Genomic DNA, 18,293 nt, shown 5'->3' on the forward strand with positions numbered 1-18,293 from the left:
TCATGTATACGGCCTCGAGAAGCGGCCATTGACCGCGGGCCCTGATGGAGATCGCGGATCGAATTCCAATCATTGCGGCGCGCTGTGACGCGCAATGACGTGTCGGAGTGTTTCGATCCTGGTTTCCTGACCATTTGCCATCACACCTTAATTGCCCTTCCGATAGGGATGAGCGCGAGCGCGGCGGCTGTCGCCCTTCAACTAGGCAGCAGCCGGCGCGCTCGCGCGGTCTCGGTAAACTTCTCCTTTGCTCAGCATGGCCCAGAGGATGCGCGCGGCTTTAGCGGCGAACGCCACCATGGCGACCTTGTAAGGCCGCCGCGCCAAAAGATCGCGCAGCCACGGGTCGCTGACGCCGCGCCTCTTTTGCTGCCGCAGATGGGCGCTGGCTCCGCTGATCAGCAGCGCGCGCAACATACGATCTCCCTGTTTGGAGATACGCCCTGGGCGATGCTTGCCGCCAGTACCGTGGTCCTTGCCGGTGAGCCCGATCCAGGCGGCGAAGTCCCGACCGGAGCGAAACACCTTCGCATCGGGCACTTTGGCCAACACCGTACTGGCGATGATCGGGCCGACGCCTGGGACTTCCATCAGCCGGCGCGCGTCCCGATCGCATCTGGCAGCCTTCGCGATCTGCCGTTCAAGCACGCGTTCATCGGCATTGAGCGCCTGCCAGTGCTGCGCCAGCATCAACAGAGCACATCGCATCATCTCCGGAATCTCTTCGCTCGGCTCCTCAAGCTTGGCCATCAGCTCACACAGCCCCTGATGTCCTTGCGCGGCCACGATCCCGAGCTCGCTCAGCGCTGCCCGCAAGGCGTTTGCCACCATCGTCCGCTGGCGAACCAGCAAGGCACGTGTGCCATGAACCGCCAGCGTGGCCTGTTGCTCGACGCTCTTCACCGGAACAAAGCGCATCGTCGGCCGGCCCACTGCCTCGCAGACACCTTCCGCATCCCGGCCGTCGTTCTTGTTGCGCTTGACGTAGGGCTTCACATAGGCCGGCGGCATCAGTCGCACCTCATGGCCATAGCGCCTGATCACCCGGGCCCAATGATGTGCGCTCCCGCAAGCCTCCATGCCAACCAGGCACGGTGGCAACCCCGCAAAGAACTTCTCTACGGCAGCCCGCCTGAGCTGCCGCCTCAGCACAACCCTTCCCGATGCATCAATCCCGTGAACCTGAAACACGTTCTTAGCCAGATCCAACCCAATCGTGCTAATCTTCGTCATGGACGGTCCCCTTGTCTGGTTCGACTCAGCATCGCCAGTCTGGCACATCGATGCCGTTCGGGGGCCGTCCACCCCATCATTGCGAGCGCAGCGAAGCAATCCACATCGGCGCCGGGACAGATGGATTGCTTCGCGGAAGCCTGTCATCGGGCGCGCGACCCGCGATGACGTAGAGCGCCGAATCACCACAAGCCGTCATCCCCCGCGAAGGCGGGGGATCCAGTACGCCGCGGCCTCTCGATTCAGTACCAGCGCCTCTGGGATACTGGGTCACCCGCCTTCGCGGGCGACGACAGCCGGGTTCGGATCTTGCCGCAGCCTCTGCGGAGCGAGAGCAACGCTAAGGCCAGCGTGCCGTCACCCATATCGAAGCACATCGACCGGATCGAGCCGCGCGGCGCGCCAGGATGGATAGAGCGTCGCGAGCAATGACAGCGTCAATGCCATGACCACGACGGCGGCGGTTTCGGCAAAATCGATCTCCGCCGGCAGTTTTGACAAGAAGTAGAGTTTTGGCGGAAACAGCTCGGTATTGGTGAGCCAGGACAGGAATTGCCGGATCGTTTCGATATTCAGGCAAATCAGCATGCCGACGAGCAGTCCGGTCACCGTGCCGAGCACGCCGATCGCACCACCTGCGATCAGGAATATACGCATGATTGCCCCTCGCGATGCGCCCACGGTGCGCAGAATGGCGATGTCGCTGCCCTTGTCCTTCACCAGCATGATCAGGCCCGATACGATGTTCAGCGCGGCAACCAGCACGATCAAGGTCAGGATCAGGAACATGACATTGCGCTCGACCTGAAGTGCGGCGAAGAAGGCCGAGGTGCGCCGCCGCCAGTCGACGAGGAACACCGGCCGCCCCGCGGCGTCAGCTACCGGTCTTCGGAAGCTGTCGACCCGGTCAGGGCTGCCGTCGATAAAAATTTCGATGGCGCTCACGTCGTTTGCACGGTTGAAATAGGCCTGCGCCTCGGCGAGCGGCAGAAAAACCATGACGGAATCATATTCCGACATGTCGATGCTGAACACCGCCGCAACCTTGTACGGCTTGATATGCGCCGTCGTGCCCTTCGACCTCACTGCGCCATCTGCCGCGACCAGCGTGATATTGTCGCCGGCACGCAGCGACAATTGATCGGCAAGCCTGCGCCCGATGGCGACCCCCCGCCCCTCGTTGAATTCATCCAGTGAGCCCTGCTGGATATTGCCGGCGATCGCGGCCAACTTGTTGAGATCGTCGGAGCGGATGCCGCGAACGAGCACGCCGGAGGCGTTGTGCGCCGATGATGCCAGGGCCGGAGCGTCCACCACGGGAGCGGCGAGCCGTATGCCTGGAACCCGACTGATGCGTTCGGTGACGTCCTCCCAATCCGTCAGCGGCGCCTCAAGCGGTTGCACCAGAAGATGGCCGTTCAGGCCGACGATCTTGTCCACCAGTTCCTTGCGGAAGCCGTTCATGACCGCCATCACGATAATCAGCGTCGCAACGCCGAGCATGATGCCGAGGAAGGAAAAACCGGCGATAACGGAAATGAAGCCTTCCTTGCGACGCGCCCGCAGATACCGCCCGGACAGCAGCCATTCGAATGCCGAGAACGGCAGGGGGCGCGGATTCTCCATGGTTAATTCATAGCGCGTTTTTGGAACGATTGGCGCCTAGCTTTGAAGAATGATCCTCGTTCACCGCCATATTCCTGCCACGCCAGATCAGGGCGCCGCGGGCTGTGAACGACAAACGGTGTCTCAACAAAGCAAGAAGAATTGGAGCGCCGGGAGGAGCCTGGCCATGACGAAAACGCGACTCGCTTTCATACAGTCAGCAAAGAGCCTGAAGATGCTGGCTACATTTTCCGTCAAGCTCTCAAAATCAAGTCCGGTATTGTTCGTCGCTGACCTTTTCCATCCAGTCGACGGTCTTGCCGTCGAGCCGCTCCTGGATGGCGATATGGGTCATCGCCGTGGTCGGCGTCGCGCCATGCCAGTGTTTCTCGCCGGGCGGAAACCAGATGACGTCGCCCGGGTGGATTTCCTCGACACGTCCGCCCCAGACCTGCACCCAGCCGCGCCCCGAGGTGACGATCAGGGTCTGACCGAGCGGATGGGTGTGCCATGCCGTGCGCGCACCGGGCTCGAATGTGACGTGCGCACCGGCGACACGCGCCGGATCGGGCGCCTGCATCAGCGGATCGACGCGCACGCTGCCGGTGAAATATTCCGCAGGTCCTTTGCCGGACGGCTGTGAACCGCTTCGCTTGATTTCCATCGTTCCGTTCCTTGCATTAGCCGGGACAGCCGGCGTTGTTCCTGCTGCCAGCACCGCGAGGCCGGTGGTGGCGAGCAGGCGTCGTCGCGTGATCATGACGCTTTCCCCTTCGTGCTTGCGTCGAGCTTCGAAACGGTTGCGCCGCGTTACGGCTCAGCCGACGTCCGGTAGCTGCTCCAGAAGCTTGTCTAGCGTGATCGGATAGTCGCGCACGCGGACGCCGGTGGCGTTGTAGATTGCGTTGGCGATCGCCGCCGCCACGCCGCAGATGCCGAGCTCGGCGACACCCTTGGCCTTCATCGGCGAGGACATCGGGTCGGTCTCGTCGAGGAAGATCATGTCCTGATGCGGAATGTCGGCGTGAACCGGCACCTCGTAGCCGGCGAGGTCATGGTTGACGAAAAAGCCGGCGCGCTTGTCGACCACGAGTTCTTCCATCAGCGCCGCACCCACGCCCATGGTCATCGCCCCGATCACCTGGCTGCGCGCAGTTTTCGGATTGAGGATTCGGCCCGCCGCGCACACTGCGAGCATGCGGCGCACGCGGATCTCAGCGGTCGCAACATCGACGCCGACTTCGACGAAATGCGCGCCGAAGGTCGATTGCTGGTACTTCTTGTCGAGGTCGCCGAATTCAACTCCGTCTTCGGCTGTGAGCCCACCATCTGCCGCAGCTTGCACTAACGGCACGCGGCGATTGCCCGCGCGCACCTCGCCATCAGCGAACTCGGCCTCCGCTGAATTGAAGCCGAGTTTCTGGACGATTGCTTCTCGCAGCTTGACGCACGCCGCATAGACGCCTGCGGTCGAACTGTTGCCGCCAAATTGCCCGCCGGAGCCTGACGAGACCGGGAAGGTCGAATCGCCGAGACGTACCACCACCTTCTCCAGCGGGACGCCCATCATTTCGGCCGCGGTCTGCGCGATGATGGTGTAGCTGCCGGTACCGATGTCGGTCATGTCGGTCTCGACCGTCACCGTGCCGTTGTTGTCGAGCCGCACGCGCGCGGCTGACTTCACCACCAAATTGTTGCGGAACGCAGCGGCGGTGCCGATGCCGATCATCCAGCGTCCGTCACGGACCCGGCCCGGTTGCGGATTACGCTTGCTCCAGCCGAACCGCTCAGCGCCGGTGCGGAAGCATTCGGTGAGTTGACGTTGCGAGAATGGCCGCGTCGGCCGTTCCGGATCGATCTGGGTATCGTTGAGGATACGAAACTCGATCGGATCAATCCCGAGCTTCTCGGCCATTTCGTCGATGGCGATCTCCAGCGCCATCATGCCCGAAGCCTCGCCCGGCGCGCGCATCGCGTTGCCTTCGGCGAGGTCGAGCGCCGCCAAGCGGGTTGCGGTCATGCGGTTCGCCCCGGCATATAGCAGCCGCGTCTGGCTGACCGCGCCCTCGGGCCTGCCGCCGGGCAGATTGCCGGACCACTCCTCATGTCCGATCGCCGTAATCTTGCCGTCGCGGGTCGCGCCGATACGAATGCGCTGGATCGTCGCCGGACGGTGCGTCGTATTGTTGAACATCAGCGGACGCTGCAGCGCCAACTTTACCGGCCGGCCGGCTGCGCGCGCGCCGAGCGCCGCAAGCAAGGCATCCGAACGCACGAATAGTTTGCCGCCGAAGCCGCCGCCGACGAAAGGCGAGACCAGCCGAACATTCTCCTTGGAAATGCCGAGCGTCTTCGCGACATCGCCCACTCCCCAGGCGATCATCTGGTTCGAGGTCCAAAGCGTGAGCTTGTCGCCGTTCCAGGCGGCGATCGAGGCATGCGGCTCCATCATCGCATGCGCCTGATCGGGCGTGGTGTAGGTGGCGTCGAGTTGAACCGGCGCTGCCGTGAATGCGCGGTCAAAATCACCAACCGAGGTATCGGCAGGACCGCCGAACAGGGCTTGGGGCTTACCCGTGTCCTTGACCGCTTCAAGATCAAACGCGCCCTCCGCCTTGACATAATCGACGTGGACAAGCTCCGCAGCGGCGCGTGCCTGCTCGAAAGTGTCTGCGACCACAACCGCGATCGCCTGGTGATAATGTTCGATCTCGGGGCCGCCAAGCAGCCTCGCCGTGTTGCGCTCACCCTTGTCGAGCTTGCCGGCATTGTCGGCCGTAACGATCGCGCGCACACCGGGCGCGGCCTTGGCCGCAGCGAGGTCAATCCGGGCGATCCGTCCCTTTGCGATCGCCGAACCGACCACGTAGCCATAGGCCGGATTCGAAACGACATCGTGGCGCTCATACGCGTAAGGGGCGCGGCCGGTGGCCTTGAGCGGACCATCGATGCGATCGGCGGGCTTACCGACCACCTTGAGCTGGTCGATCGGATTGATTGTGGCAGGGGTTTCGAATCTCATGGATCAACCTTTCGGATCAACCTTTCGCTTCAGCCAGCACGGCGCCCAACGTGCGTTCCGCCAGCGCCAACTTGAATGCATTCTCCCGCGTCGGCCTGGCGCCGGCGAGCAACTGTGCGGCGACCGCCTTGGCGCCACGCGGCATCTGGGCCTCGGCCGCCTCGACACGCCATGGCTTGTGCGCGACGCCGCCGAGCGCAATACGCCCGGTTCCGTCGCCCTGCACGATCGCAGCCACCGACACCAGCGCGAAGGCGTAGGAGGCGCGGTCGCGCACCTTGCGGTAGATCTGTTTGCCGCCGACGGGTTTTGGCAGCGTCACCGCCGTGATCAATTCGCCCGGCATCAACGTCGTCTCGATATGCGGCGTATCGCCGGGCAGACGGTAAAATTCGGCAATCGGGATCGCTCGCCTCGCACCGTCGGGCCGCACGGTTTCGATGGTGGCATCGAGCGCACGCATTGCTACCGCCATGTCGCTCGGATGGGTCGCGATGCAGGCTTCGCTTGCGCCTACGACAGCATGCTGGCGGCTAAAGCCGCCAATCGCCGCACAGCCGCTGCCGGGCTTCCGTTTATTGCAGGACTGGTTGGTGTCATAGAAGTAAGGGCAGCGCGTTCGCTGCAGCAGATTGCCTCCGGTGGTCGCCATGTTGCGCAATTGCCCCGAGGCGCCGGCGAGCAGCGCGCGCGACAATACGCCGTAGTCGCGCCGTACGCGCGCGTCTGCGGCGAGATCGGTGTTGCGCACAAGCGCGCCGATGCGTAGTCCGCCCTCTTGCGTCGATTCGATCTTGTCGAGTGCAAGGCCGTTGACGTCGATCAGATGAGCCGGCGTCTCGATCTCGAGTTTCATCAGGTCAAGGAGATTGGTGCCACCCGCGATGAATTTGGCATCCGGCTTGCGCATCGCGGAAGCGGCAGCCTCAGCCGGCGTGCGGGCGCGTTCGTAGGTGAATGATCTCATGCGGGCCTCCCGGCGACTTCCGATATTGCCTCGGCGATGTTGGAATAGGCGCCGCAACGGCAGATATTGCCGCTCATGCGCTCGCGGAGCTCGGCATTACTGAGTTGCGGCGGCGCGTTCAGGTCGGTGCTGACGTGGCTCGGGATGCCGGCCTTGATCTCGTCGAGCACTGCGACGGCCGAACAAATTTGTCCCGGCGTGCAATAGCCGCATTGGTAACCGTCATGCTTGACGAAAGCGGCCTGCATCGGGTGCATATTCTCGGGCGTGCCGAGCCCCTCGATGGTCGTGATGCGCTCGCCCTCATGCATCACGGCGAGCGTCATGCAGGAATTGATCCGCCTTCCGCCAACGATGACGGTGCAGGCGCCGCACTGGCCGTGATCGCAACCCTTCTTGGTGCCGGTGAGATGCAGGTGCTCGCGCAGCGCGTCGAGCAGCGTGGTTCTCGGGTCGAGCGTGAGGCCGCGCGCCGTTCCGTTCACGGTGAAGGAGACTTTCCGTACGGCAGAGACTTCAGCGACGGCAGCCTCCACAGCAGGCGCCTGGGCATTGAGGATGGATGGCGCCGCAGTCAGCGCCATTGATGCGGCGCTTCCCGCCAACAGTTTACGCCGCGATAATTCGAAGTCGCTCGGACTTTTCATGTCGTGTTCCCGTTGTGCTTTTCGCGCGGATTACGTTCGAGATAGGGCGCGGTCTTTACCGATGCCCGCAATATCCGGCTGCGCTCCTGTAACTGCGCCGCGTTCCGGCTGTTCCTAGCCGGCGTTCACGTTTGATAGAGCGCGATGGCCGGTGCGAGCGCGGCCGAGCCCAACATCTAGCGGCTGCGAGCGCGCCCTATTAGATGGTAGAATTAACTTGCACCTATGAACTGGATTCATGAATGGCGCGGCAAAACATCAGCGATCTCACCGCGTTCCTTGCGGTGGCGCGCGAAAGAAGCTTCACCCGGGCGGCGGCGCAGCTCGGGGTTTCACAGCCTGCGCTCAGCCATACGCTGCGCGGATTAGAGGAGCGGCTCGGATTGCGGCTGTTGACCCGCACCACGCGTAGCGTCGCGCCGACGGAGGCCGGCGAGCGGCTGTTGCGAACGGTCGGCCCGCGGCTGGAAGAGATCGATGCGGAAATGTCCGCCCTAACGGAACTGCGCGACAAGCCGGCCGGCACAATTCGCATCACCGCGGCCGAACACTCGGCGAGCGCAATCCTCTGGCCGGCGCTGGCAAAGCTGCTGCCGCGCTATCCCGACATCAAGGTGGAGATCACCATCGAGTATGGCCTCACCGACATCGTCGCGGAGCGCTACGACGCCGGCGTTCGCCTCGGCGAGCAGGTGGCAAAGGACATGATCGCGGTGCGCATCGGACCGGACTTCAGCATGGCGGTGGTCGGAGCGCCCTCCTACTTTGCTGGACATCCCAAGCCCGCCAAGCCCCAGGATCTGACCGCGCATAGCTGCATCAATATCCGGTTGCCGACCCATGGCGGTATCTACGCGTGGGAATTCGAGAAGCGCGGGCGCGGACTGAGGGTCCGAGTCGACGGCCAGTTGGTGTTCAACAATCTGGCGCTGCGGATGAGCGCGGTGCTGGCCGGGCTCGGCCTTGCCTATCTGCCGGAAGACCAGGCGCAGCCGTACCTCGCCGATGGTCGCCTGATCCGCGTGCTCGCCGACTGGTGTCCGCCATTTTCCGGCTATCACCTCTACTATCCGAGCCGCCGTCAGCTCACACCCGCCTTTGCCGTGCTGGTCGAGGCGCTGCGTTACCGGCGCTGATGCTTGTTGCCGGGCCAACAAAAAGGGCCGCAGGCGAACCTGCGGCCCTCTCTCCTGGAAGGGTCTCCGTCACTGACTTGTGCAGACCTTCATGGTTTTCATGCTGGTTTCGGCCTCGGTCTTGGTCTTGAAGACGCCGTTGTCGACGATGGTGGTCGTCGTCGTGGTCGGCTTGGTATCGACCACCGTGCATTTCTTGGTGGTGGCGTCGCGAACGACATAAAATTCGGCAGCAAGCGCCGGCCCGGCGACGGCCGAAGCGGCAAAGGCCAGCGTCCCGATCATCAGAAACTTCCTCAAGGTGTCCTCCTCCGGTTTCCCAATGATGCAACCGGCAACTCCTGAGATAATCGAATGTTCCAGTTTTTCCCGTCCGAGAGGATGCGCCGTCGGTGAGGCGGCGGCGAACTGATCTGCAAACTAGTCGTCCTGGAGCCCTTCCAGGCTTTTGAGATATTTGAGCCCCTCGACCGCCAGTAGCTCCGTGTCGGTCTCGCCCGCCATGCAGCGCTGTTGAATAAAACGCTGGAGACTGGCGCGGCGTACGTCGTTCTCGTCGATACCGCTGTGGATCAGCAGGTAGACGCTCCAGGCCCGTGCAAAGGCGGCTTCTGCGATATCCGGGCTGTTCATCCAGCTCTCCTTGCAAATGCTCCGCAAGGTTACTTTGCCAATTTTTCCCGTCAACCGGCGGCAGACTGTTCGCTTCATCTTCTTGCTTGGTCGCCGCGGAACAAAATCGATGATCGGGAACTTGTGTTGGGTATCGCGATCAAGCGATCGGGAGGACCCCCCAAACATGAGACGTACCGTTCTGATTGGCGCGGCATTGATTGCCTCGCTGGCAATGACCCTGTCCGCTTCCGCCAGATTGGGCATCGCGCCCCTTGCCGCGCAGGACGGCGCGGTGATCCAGGTCAAGCGCGGTCACGGCCACCATGGTCGCGGACACCGCGGACGCGGTCATCATTACGGATGGTACAGGGGTCGCGGTCATCACAAGTGGCGCCACCATCGCCGGCATCACCGCTGGTAAGGCTTCGCTGGATTCGCTTGTCGTCATCCCATTGCCCGGGCGATGCGCGAATTGCAGCGGCGCGAACGGGTCGCGCCATCCGGCGCGACCGGTTCAGCGGGGATCAAACGGCAGACGGCGTTCAGCCGAGCCCCATCTCGACCGCGATCCGGATCAAGTCCGAATGGTTCTTGGCGCCGAGCTTCTGCTTGAGCAGTGACGTAGTGTTGGCCACCGTCTTGTAAGAAATCTCCAGCGCGTCGGCGACCTCGACAATCTTGTCGCCACGGCCCAACAGCCGCAGGATTTCCAGCTCGCGCGGCGTCATCAGCGACGCCGGATTGGCCTTGATCGAAGCTCCCGAGAACGTCACCGCCTCCGCCAGTTGCGGTGAAATGAAATTCTCGCCGGCGGCCACCTTGCGGACGGCCCGCACCAGCATCCGGGGATCGTCACCCTTCGAAACATAGCCCTGCGCGCCCATCTCGATGGCGCGAACGACGAACGCCGGATCGTCATTCATGCTAAACATGATGATCCTCGCGCCCGGATCGTCCTTGCGGATGCGCCGCATCAGCTCGAAACCGGAAACGTCGGGAAGCTTGATGTCGATTACCGTGACGTCGGGCTTTCTGGCAATGTAGGCGCGGTGGCCGGACTTGGCGTCGGTGGCCTCCTCGATCTTGACGGAATTGTCCGAGGCGAACAGCGACCGGCAACCGGACAGGACCACCGGATGGTCGTCGACGATCAATACCTTCGTTGCCGATCTGGCGGAATTTTGCATCATCCTTCCCCTTTCGGGATAAATAAGCGGTTGCCAGCATTTGAAAAGAGAAATCTTGGGTTGCGGGAACTAGAATAGTGCAAATGTGGGAAAGGCTTTCTCTTAGAACGCGGCTGTTACTGCCGCTCGGCCTGATGTTCGTGGCCGCCCTGCTGGCCGGCGCCGTTTCGCTCCAGATCTTTGCCTCTGCGCACCTTGTGGAGGAAGCCGCGCCAGGGTCTCGCTCGGCCAGAACGGTCGCGGCGGCGCTCAATGCTGCACTTCAAGCCTCAGCCAATCCGCAAGCAACCCTCGATGCGTTCGTGCAATCGCTGGGAACGTCGGAAACGATCCGGTTTCGGCGCCTCGGGACCGACCTCGATGTTCACCCTCCCGAGGTGCAGACTCCCCTGGGAACGGTGCCTGAATGGTTCGTCCACCTCCTCGCCATCCCCGAATTCGGGACAGCCTTCCCCGTGATGGTCGAGGGGAAGCAGGTCGGCGATATCATATTTGCGCCGGACATGTCCGCCGACATCTACGAAAAGTGGATCGGATTTCTGGCGATGACCTGTTCCGGAATTGTCCTGATGCTGCTGACGGGGGCAATTGCCCACTTCACCGCGCGTTCCGCATTGGTACCGCTGCAGAATCTGGGCGACGGCCTGACCCGCATGCGAACGGGGAATTACGAACAGCTAATTTCCCCTGCCGGTCCGCCCGAGATCCGCAGGAGCGCGCAGGAAGCCAACGAACTCGCCCGCACCCTCAATCGCCTCAGCCAGGATAACCGTAGCCTGCTGCGCCGGATCGTGTCGCTGCAGGATGACGAGCGGCAGGACATGGCGCGCGAGCTCCATGATGAGCTCGGGCCATTGCTGTTCGGGATTCGCGCCAACACGGTGGCGCTCTTGGAGACGATCCCGTCCGCTAATGCGGAGTTGAGGAGCGCTGCCGATGGCATTTTGCAGTCGGTCGAAACATTGCAGCAGGCAAACCGCCGCATCCTCGACCGCCTGCGGCCGCTCTACATTCAGGAGCTCGGCCTGGAGAAGAGCATCCAGACACTGCTGCGCAATGCGAAGGCGCAATCACCTGATCTCAAAGTGACGTCACAGATCGACGCGGCATTGAACGAGGTCGATGGCCTGCTGTCGCAGACGATCTATCGGGTGATCCAGGAGGCGGTGACAAATGTGCTCCGCCATGCCAAAGCGACATCGATGCATGTCGCGGCGGGCACCAAGGAGCGCGAAGTGATCGTGGAAGTGTCCGATGACGGCATCGGCTTTCCGGCGGATCGGGTATTCGGCCGCGGATTGACGGGAATGCTGGAGCGCGTTCGAGCGCTGAGCGGGACGCTTGAGTTGTTGCGCGAGGCGGGGCGCACCCGCGTTCGTTGCCGGCTTCCGGCGGGGGAATCGGCCTCACACGCGCAAGCCGCAAAGCAAGCCTGACGGGAGTTGCTCCATCTGGCCTGCTTTAGTCCGGCCTCAATGCATGTGAAGGAACCAGTAGCTCGTCGGCGGCGCGCTCCTGCAACTCCGCCACCGGCATGCAATGTGTCGCCCGAATTTTTCCATCACGCGTGAAGCTGAAGGCGATGCGCACCGGCTGGCCTTCGTGGCTGAGATAATCGAGCACGACGCCATCAGTGGTCGGCGTGATTTCCTCCAGTCCGAATGCGGTCGGTGCGAGCGCATCGAGGCGCGGCCGCCAATAGGATTCGAGTTCGGCGCGACCTTCACTGAGCTTCACCTCGCCGCACCGGCATTCGGCCATCGCGTCGTCAGCATAGAGGTCGAGCAATGTCACGAGGTCGCGATTGCGACACGCGTCCAGCCAATCGACCACCAGTGCTACCGGATCGAAATCATCAGCCAATTCCGCGATCCCATCCACGTTGTCATACCTTGTCCCGAGTACTGACGCGGGTGACGGAGTATGGCGATCGTCGTGAATGGACACTGAACAGCCTATTTCCGGAACTCACCGTGGTACCTGAATGATTGTGCGGAACAAAGGTTCCATTAGGCTAGTCCGGACGAATACGGGTCTCAGGCTCGACGCTGCGCGCGCCACCACACACCGAAGGCGATGACAACTGCAAAGGCCAGCGTGAACCAGGTGATGGCGTATTGCAGATGATCGTCCTTGAGGTGCACGGAGAGCGGCCCGGGCTTCGGAATGCCGCTTTCGGGCACCGGTTGTTCAAGATCGACATAGAAAGGCGCGACAATCTTGCCGCCCTCGCCCCAGCCGAGCGCGCGCGCCATAGCGAGATGATCGCGGGTGAACCAAAGCCGTTTTGCCGCGCTCTCCGGCGGCGTCAGCGTGCCGGCGCTCTCGGGAAAACGGATATAGCCGGTGAGCGTCGCGGGCTGTCCGGTGATCAACCGACTGGTGGCGCGATCCTGCTGGCTGCGGTCCTGCATCGTGTTTTGCACAAAACCGGCATTAACCACGATGGTGCTGCCATCCGCGAGTTGCGCTGGCAGGAATGCCCAAGTGCCGGGACCGGAGACATCGTCGCGGACCGCGGAGCCTGCGCTATAAACCATCGCGTCCGGCAGCCGCGCATAGACCGCGGTGAAGCTGACGCGGCGGAATTCGTCTTTGGCCGGATTTAGCGAACTCCATTGCGTTTGCGCCGGCAGCGCCTCGGGCGCGGCCGCGAGCCGCTCATTCAACCTGGCGATCAGCGCGTGCTTCTCGACCCGGCGCTGCAATTGCCAAATGCCAAGGCCGGCGAAGACCGCCACCATGATCAGCGTGAAGACGGCAAAGCCGGCGACCGGCCGCCGCCGTGACGAAAGGCCGGTCATTTCGGCTCGCGGTCGATCAGCCGGCCCGGCGCCGCCTTGTGATGGAATTGCAGCGCGATCAGAAGCGACTTCATCGAGCGTAACGGCAGAAGCGTGGTCACTGCGATCAGCGGCAGCCACAGCGCCGCATGCAGCCAGAACGGCGGCTGATATTTGATTTCGACGATCAGGGCGGCGGTGACCACGATGGCGCCGGCCAGCATGATGATGAAGATCGCAGGGCCGTCGCCAGAATCGATGAAGGCGTAGTCGAGGCCGCAAGCTTGGCATTTCGGGCGCAGGTCGAGGAAGCCCGCATAGAGCTTGCCCTTGCCGCAACGCGGGCAGCGGCAGGCGAGGCCGCGGAGTGCGCTCTGGGTTAGTGTGGGTGATTGGCCAGGCGTCATATTCCGTCCTTCCCCTCTCCCCTTGTGGGAGAGGGTGCACTCGCGAAGCGAGGGCGGGTGAGGGGTTCTCTCCGCGGATGCAGACCCCTCATCCGTCTCGCCGCCGCTACGCGTCCATAGCCGATGCAAAGCATCGGCGTCCTTTTCTAAGTACGACGGCTGACGGCCGCCTATGCCACCTTCTCCCACAAGGGGAAAGGAAGAAAGAAAAAGGGGCGGTCCTTCCGACCGCCCCCTTGTAGCACGTCAAGCCTGCATCAGTGCCCGGCCACCGGTCCCGAACCGCGGAACCAGACGTAGATCGTGACGAACAGGAACAACCACACCACGTCGACGAAGTGCCAGTACCAGGCCGCGAATTCGAAGCCGAGATGCTGCTTCGGCGTGAAGTGGCCGGCATAGGCGCGGAACAGGCAGACCAAGAGGAAGACAGTGCCGACCAGCACGTGGAAGCCATGGAAGCCGGTCGCCATGAAGAAGGTCGCGCCGTAGATGTTGCCCGAGAACGAGAACGTGGCGTGGGCATATTCATAGGCCTGCACGGCGGTGAAGCAGGCGCCGAGCACGACGGTGAGAATCAGGCCGTATTTGAGCCCTTGGCGGTCGTTCTCCAGCAGCGCGTGGTGCGCCCAGGTCACCGTCGTGCCCGAGGTCAGCAGCAACAGCGTGTTGAGCAGCGGCAGATGCCAGGGGTCGAAGGTCTCGATGCCCTTCGGCGGCCAGGTGCCCGGTACGGGGCAGGCGCCGGCAGCCGTCCCCGGACCGCAACCGAACACCGCGTCGCGGGTAGCGTGGACCGCATCCGCAGGAAATAGCGCGGAATTGAAGAACGCCCAGAACCAGGCGACGAAGAACATCACCTCGGAGGCGATGAACAGGATCATGCCGTAGCGGTGGCTGATCTGCACCACGCGGGTGTGGTCGCCCTTGTACTGGGCTTCGCGGATCACGTCGCCCCACCAACTCGCCATGGTGTAGAGCACGCCAATGGTGCCGACGCCGAAGACGATTGGAGCACCGGAAAACATCTTGTGCATCCAGGCGATCGCGCCCACGGCCATGATGAAGGCCGAGATCGACCCGACGACCGGCCACGGGCTCGGATCGACGAGGTGGTAGTCGTGGTGCTTCGCGTGCGCCGTAGCCATTGCGGTCTCTCCGTTAGATGTGCCGTTCCCTTCGGCACATATTCGTCTCAACAATCAAATCGCGAATCCCGTGAGATACGGAATTCCGAGCTTACAGGCTTCCCTTGCGCTTGTCGGCTTCGCCGGCCGCGAGCGGCCTCTGTGCCGGTTCGCGCACGGGATAGAAGGTGTAGGACAGCGTAATCGTCTTCAGTCCGTCGTTCTCGCTGTCTTTCGCCAGCGCCGGATCGACGTAGAACACCACGGGCATCTCGCGCTTCTCGCCGGGGCCCATCGTCTGTTCGGTGAAGCAGAAGCAGTTGATCTTCTGGAAATAGGCGCCGACGGTGAGCGGCGCGACGTTGTAGGCGGCAACGCCGGCGGTGGCACGCGCGGCCTGGTTGGTCACGGTATAAAAGACGGTGACGACCTCGCCAATGCGGACTTCGATCTCGTTCTGCTCGGGCTCGAATTTCCAGGGCAGTCCGGGACCGACATTGGCGTCGAACCGCACTGCGATCTTGCGCTCCAGCGGCGCGTCAGATGGCGCCGAAGTCGCGACCTGCGTGGTGCCGTTGAAGCCGGTGGCGCGGCAGAACCAGTCGTAGAAGGGCACGGCGGCATAGGACGCGCCGACCATCAGCACCACGACGAAGCCGCAGATCGAGGCAACGGCCGCATCGCGCGTCAGGGTACGGCGCGAGGCAAGCCTCTCGCCTTCCGCCCTGCCCTCGCTGATCTGCGGCTCGTTCTGCATCTCAATCACAACGGACGGACGAGAACGCCCGGCCCCTTGACCATGGTGACTGCGAAAAACAGCACGACGAGGACGCCGAGCGCGAGCGCAATGGCGATCGAGCGCTGACGGCGGCTTCGCTTCTGCGCCTCGGTGAGGACGATTCCATCTGGCTTGCGCTTGTCGTCCATAAGCGTTCCATGCGCCCCCTACCCGACGACCATAGCTGCGACGGCGCGAATCACGACCTCGAGCAGGAGCGTCGCAAACAGCGCGAACAGATAGAGGATCGAGAAGGCAAATAGCCGGCGGGTGGCGCGCTGCGCCTGCTTGCCTTCGCGGTGACGATAGACCTCGATCGCAAGCCACATCATGCCGGCGCCGAGCATCAGCGAAATGACGCCGTACACCGCGTCGAAATAGCCGAGCGGCCAGGGCGCGGCGGCGATGGCGACCAGCACGACCGTGTAGAGCAGTATCTGCAGCCGCGTCGCGTCGGGCCCGGCGACCACGGGCAGCATCGGAATCCCGGCGCGGGCATAGTCGTCGGAACGAAACAGCGCCAGCGCCCAGAAATGCGGCGGGGTCCAGAAGAAGATGATGAGGAACAGCAGCAGCGGCTCAATCGACAGCGAGCCGGTGGCCGCGGCCCACGCCACGACAGGCGGCAGCGCGCCGGCGGCACCGCCAATCACGATGTTCTGCGCGGTCCAGCGCTTCAGCCACATGGTGTAGATCACCACGTAGAAGAAGATCGTGAACGCCAGCAACGCGCCGGCGAGCCAGTTAACGAGGGTACCGAGCGTCATCACCGAGAAGAACGACAGGATCAGGCCGAACGCCATGGCCTCGCCCTGCGTGATGCGTCCCCGCGGAATCGGCCGGTTGGCAGTGCGCGACATCAAAGCGTCGATGTCACCTTCATAGGCCATGTTCAGCGCGCCCGAGGCGCCGGCCCCGACCGCGATGCAGAGGATCGAGGTGAAGGCGATGACCGGATGGACGTGGCCGGGCGCGATGAAGAGGCCGACCAGCGCGGTGAAGATCACGAGCGACATCACCCGCGGCTTCAGCAGCGCGAGGTAATCACCGACATCAGCCTCGGAAACCCGGGGCAGAGCATCGATGGCATTGTGGTCGACTACCGACAAGATTTATCTCGCTTCACTAAAGCCGGCGCGCAACGATAGCGCGCCGCGAACAAATGTTTACTGAACGCGCGGCAGCACTTCGAACTGGTGGAAGGGCGGCGGCGACGTCAGCGTCCACTCCAGCGTGGTGGCGCCGGCACCCCACGGATTGTTGGCAGCCGCCTGCTTCTTCACGAAGGCATCGACCACGCCGTAGATGAAGATCAGCACGCCGAAGCCCGAAACGTAGGAGCCGAGCGAGGACACCAGGTTCCAGCCCGCGAACGCATCCGGATAGTCGACATAGCGGCGCGGCATGCCCGACAGGCCGAGGAAGTGCTGCGGGAAGAACACCAGGTTGACGCCGATGAAGGTGAACCAGAAGTGCAGCTTGCCGATAGTTTCCGAATACATGTAGCCGGACATCTTCGGGAACCAGTAGTACCAGCCCGCGAAGATCGCGAACACCGCGCCCAGCGACAGCACGTAGTGGAAGTGCGCGACCACGTAATAGGTATCCTGCAGCACGCGGTCGACGCCGGCATTGGCCAGCACGACGCCGGTGACGCCGCCGACCGTGAACAGGAAGATGAAGCCGATCGCCCACAGCATGGGCGTCTTGAACTCGATCGAGCCGCCCCACATCGTGGCGATCCAGGAGAAGATCTTCACGCCGGTCGGCACCGCGATCACCATGGTGGCGGCGACGAAATAGGCCTGCGTCGCGCTGGACATGCCGACCGTGTACATGTGGTGCGCCCACACCACGAAGCCGATGCCGCCGATCGCGACCATGGCGTAGGCCATGCCGAGATAGCCGAACACGGGCTTGCGCGAGAAGGTGGAGACGATCTGGCTGATCATGCCGAAGCCGGGCAGGATCAGGATGTACACTTCGGGGTGGCCGAAGAACCAGAACAGATGCTGGAACAGCACCGGATCGCCGCCGCCATCGGCGGAGAAGAAGGTGGTGCCGAAGTTACGGTCGGTGAGCAGCATGGTGATGGCGCCGGCGAGGACCGGCAGCGACAACAACAGCAGGAACACCGTCACCAGGATCGACCAGACGAACAGCGGCATCTTGTGCAGGGTCATGCCCGGCGCGCGCATGTTGAAGATCGTGGTGATGAAGTTGATGGCGCCGAGAATCGAGGAGGCGCCGGCCAGATGCAGCGACAGGATCGCGAAATCGACCGCCGGTCCCGGATGACCCGAGGTCGACAGCGGTGCGTAGATGGTCCAGCCCGCGCCGACACCGTTGGCGCCCGGCTCACCCTCGACGAAGGTGGACATCAACAGCAGCGCGAAGGAAGCCGGCAGCAGCCAGAACGAGATGTTGTTCATGCGCGGGAACGCCATATCGGGCGCGCCGATCATCAGCGGCACGAACCAGTTGCCGAAGCCGCCGATCATCGCCGGCATCACCATGAAGAAGATCATGATCAGGCCGTGCGAGGTCACGAACACATTGTAGGTGTGGGATTCGTGGAAGAACTGGACGCCGGGATACATCAGCTCGATGCGGATCGCGATCGACATCGCAGCCCCGATGACGCCCGCGAAGATCGCGAAGATAAGGTACATCGTGCCGATGTCCTTATGGTTCGTCGAATAGAGCCAGCGCCGCCATCCGGTCGGATTGGCATGCGCATGGCCGTCATGGGCGTGATCGTGGTGTGTCGCAGCGGTCGTTGCCAT

The 18,293-nt window shown here is 62.9% G+C and carries 19 protein-coding genes; 2 read left to right on the forward strand and 17 right to left on the reverse strand.

Annotated elements, in window-relative coordinates; translation table 11 throughout:
- Nucleotides 1-201 precede the first annotated feature (201 nt).
- The 6 genes from RX328_RS40785 to paoA all read right to left on the reverse strand — a co-directional run bounded on the left by RX328_RS40785 (nucleotide 202) and on the right by paoA (nucleotide 7,474).
- Nucleotides 202-1,233 (reverse strand): IS110 family transposase, encoded by a 1,032-nt coding sequence (locus RX328_RS40785; RefSeq protein ID WP_247510610.1) that lies wholly within the window; start codon nucleotides 1,231-1,233, stop codon nucleotides 202-204.
- A 357-nt stretch (nucleotides 1,234-1,590) separates the two neighbouring features.
- Complete coding sequence (locus RX328_RS40790; protein ID WP_213256278.1) at nucleotides 1,591-2,859, reverse strand: lipoprotein-releasing ABC transporter permease subunit; 1,269 nt, start codon at nucleotides 2,857-2,859, stop codon at nucleotides 1,591-1,593.
- A gap of 247 nt (nucleotides 2,860-3,106) precedes the next feature.
- Entirely contained in the window at nucleotides 3,107-3,502 is a 396-nt protein-coding gene (locus RX328_RS40795; protein ID WP_213256324.1) for a cupin domain-containing protein, read from the reverse strand.
- Between the two features lie 153 nt (nucleotides 3,503-3,655).
- On the reverse strand, nucleotides 3,656-5,860 hold the full coding sequence (gene paoC / locus RX328_RS40800) for an aldehyde oxidoreductase molybdenum-binding subunit PaoC (protein ID WP_213256280.1): 2,205 nt from the start codon (nucleotides 5,858-5,860) through the stop codon (nucleotides 3,656-3,658).
- A 16-nt stretch (nucleotides 5,861-5,876) separates the two neighbouring features.
- On the reverse strand, nucleotides 5,877-6,827 hold the full coding sequence (locus RX328_RS40805) for an FAD binding domain-containing protein (RefSeq protein WP_213256282.1): 951 nt from the start codon (nucleotides 6,825-6,827) through the stop codon (nucleotides 5,877-5,879).
- The gene (gene paoA, locus RX328_RS40810; RefSeq protein ID WP_213256284.1) at nucleotides 6,824-7,474 is read right to left on the reverse strand and encodes an aldehyde dehydrogenase iron-sulfur subunit PaoA; all 651 of its coding nucleotides are present in this window, start codon (nucleotides 7,472-7,474) and stop codon (nucleotides 6,824-6,826) included. The genes RX328_RS40805 and paoA overlap by 4 nt, the downstream gene beginning before the upstream one ends.
- 242 nt (nucleotides 7,475-7,716) lie before the next feature.
- On the opposite strand from paoA, the gene RX328_RS40815 reads away from it, so the two are divergent.
- The gene (locus RX328_RS40815) at nucleotides 7,717-8,610 is read left to right on the forward strand and encodes a LysR family transcriptional regulator (protein ID WP_213256286.1); all 894 of its coding nucleotides are present in this window, start codon (nucleotides 7,717-7,719) and stop codon (nucleotides 8,608-8,610) included.
- Between the two features lie 69 nt (nucleotides 8,611-8,679).
- Here the strand turns inward: RX328_RS40815 and RX328_RS40820 are convergent, their stop codons facing one another.
- The 3 genes from RX328_RS40820 to RX328_RS40830 form a co-directional block, all read right to left on the reverse strand.
- A complete protein-coding gene (locus RX328_RS40820) occupies nucleotides 8,680-8,895 on the reverse strand; it encodes a hypothetical protein (RefSeq protein ID WP_409410908.1) in 216 nt (71 codons plus the stop codon).
- Between the two features lie 135 nt (nucleotides 8,896-9,030).
- Nucleotides 9,031-9,531 (reverse strand): hypothetical protein, encoded by a 501-nt coding sequence (locus tag RX328_RS40825; protein ID WP_213256290.1) that lies wholly within the window; start codon nucleotides 9,529-9,531, stop codon nucleotides 9,031-9,033.
- Nucleotides 9,532-9,767: 236 nt separating this feature from the next.
- Nucleotides 9,768-10,412 (reverse strand): response regulator transcription factor, encoded by a 645-nt coding sequence (locus tag RX328_RS40830; protein WP_213256292.1) that lies wholly within the window; start codon nucleotides 10,410-10,412, stop codon nucleotides 9,768-9,770.
- An 83-nt stretch (nucleotides 10,413-10,495) separates the two neighbouring features.
- Between RX328_RS40830 and RX328_RS40835 the strand changes: the two genes are divergently transcribed.
- Complete coding sequence (locus RX328_RS40835) at nucleotides 10,496-11,848, forward strand: histidine kinase (protein ID WP_213256326.1); 1,353 nt, start codon at nucleotides 10,496-10,498, stop codon at nucleotides 11,846-11,848.
- A 25-nt stretch (nucleotides 11,849-11,873) separates the two neighbouring features.
- Here RX328_RS40835 and RX328_RS40840 read toward each other — a convergent pair whose 3' ends face one another.
- From RX328_RS40840 to ctaD, 8 genes are all read right to left on the reverse strand, one after another.
- Entirely contained in the window at nucleotides 11,874-12,275 is a 402-nt protein-coding gene (locus tag RX328_RS40840) for a nuclear transport factor 2 family protein (protein WP_213256328.1), read from the reverse strand.
- Nucleotides 12,276-12,448: 173 nt separating this feature from the next.
- Nucleotides 12,449-13,216 carry an SURF1 family protein gene (locus RX328_RS40845; RefSeq protein ID WP_213256294.1) on the reverse strand — a complete coding sequence of 256 codons (768 nt, stop codon included), beginning with the start codon at nucleotides 13,214-13,216 and terminating at the stop codon, nucleotides 12,449-12,451.
- Nucleotides 13,213-13,602 carry a DUF983 domain-containing protein gene (locus RX328_RS40850; protein WP_213256296.1) on the reverse strand — a complete coding sequence of 130 codons (390 nt, stop codon included), beginning with the start codon at nucleotides 13,600-13,602 and terminating at the stop codon, nucleotides 13,213-13,215. Before RX328_RS40850 ends, RX328_RS40845 begins: the two co-directional genes overlap by 4 nt.
- A gap of 257 nt (nucleotides 13,603-13,859) precedes the next feature.
- Nucleotides 13,860-14,750: a cytochrome c oxidase subunit 3 gene (locus RX328_RS40855; protein WP_213256298.1), complete on the reverse strand. Its 891-nt coding sequence runs from the start codon at nucleotides 14,748-14,750 to the stop codon at nucleotides 13,860-13,862.
- A gap of 91 nt (nucleotides 14,751-14,841) precedes the next feature.
- Nucleotides 14,842-15,486, reverse strand: a complete 645-nt coding sequence (locus RX328_RS40860; protein WP_213256300.1) for a cytochrome c oxidase assembly protein — start codon at nucleotides 15,484-15,486, stop codon at nucleotides 14,842-14,844.
- Nucleotides 15,487-15,491: 5 nt separating this feature from the next.
- On the reverse strand, nucleotides 15,492-15,656 hold the full coding sequence (locus RX328_RS40865) for a hypothetical protein (protein ID WP_028348021.1): 165 nt from the start codon (nucleotides 15,654-15,656) through the stop codon (nucleotides 15,492-15,494).
- A gap of 18 nt (nucleotides 15,657-15,674) precedes the next feature.
- Entirely contained in the window at nucleotides 15,675-16,616 is a 942-nt protein-coding gene (locus RX328_RS40870; protein WP_213256302.1) for a heme o synthase, read from the reverse strand.
- Between the two features lie 57 nt (nucleotides 16,617-16,673).
- Nucleotides 16,674-18,293: a cytochrome c oxidase subunit I gene (ctaD, locus tag RX328_RS40875; RefSeq protein WP_213256304.1), complete on the reverse strand. Its 1,620-nt coding sequence runs from the start codon at nucleotides 18,291-18,293 to the stop codon at nucleotides 16,674-16,676.

Source organism: Bradyrhizobium sp. sBnM-33 (assembly GCF_032917945.1).
Lineage (GTDB): Bacteria > Pseudomonadota > Alphaproteobacteria > Rhizobiales > Xanthobacteraceae > Bradyrhizobium.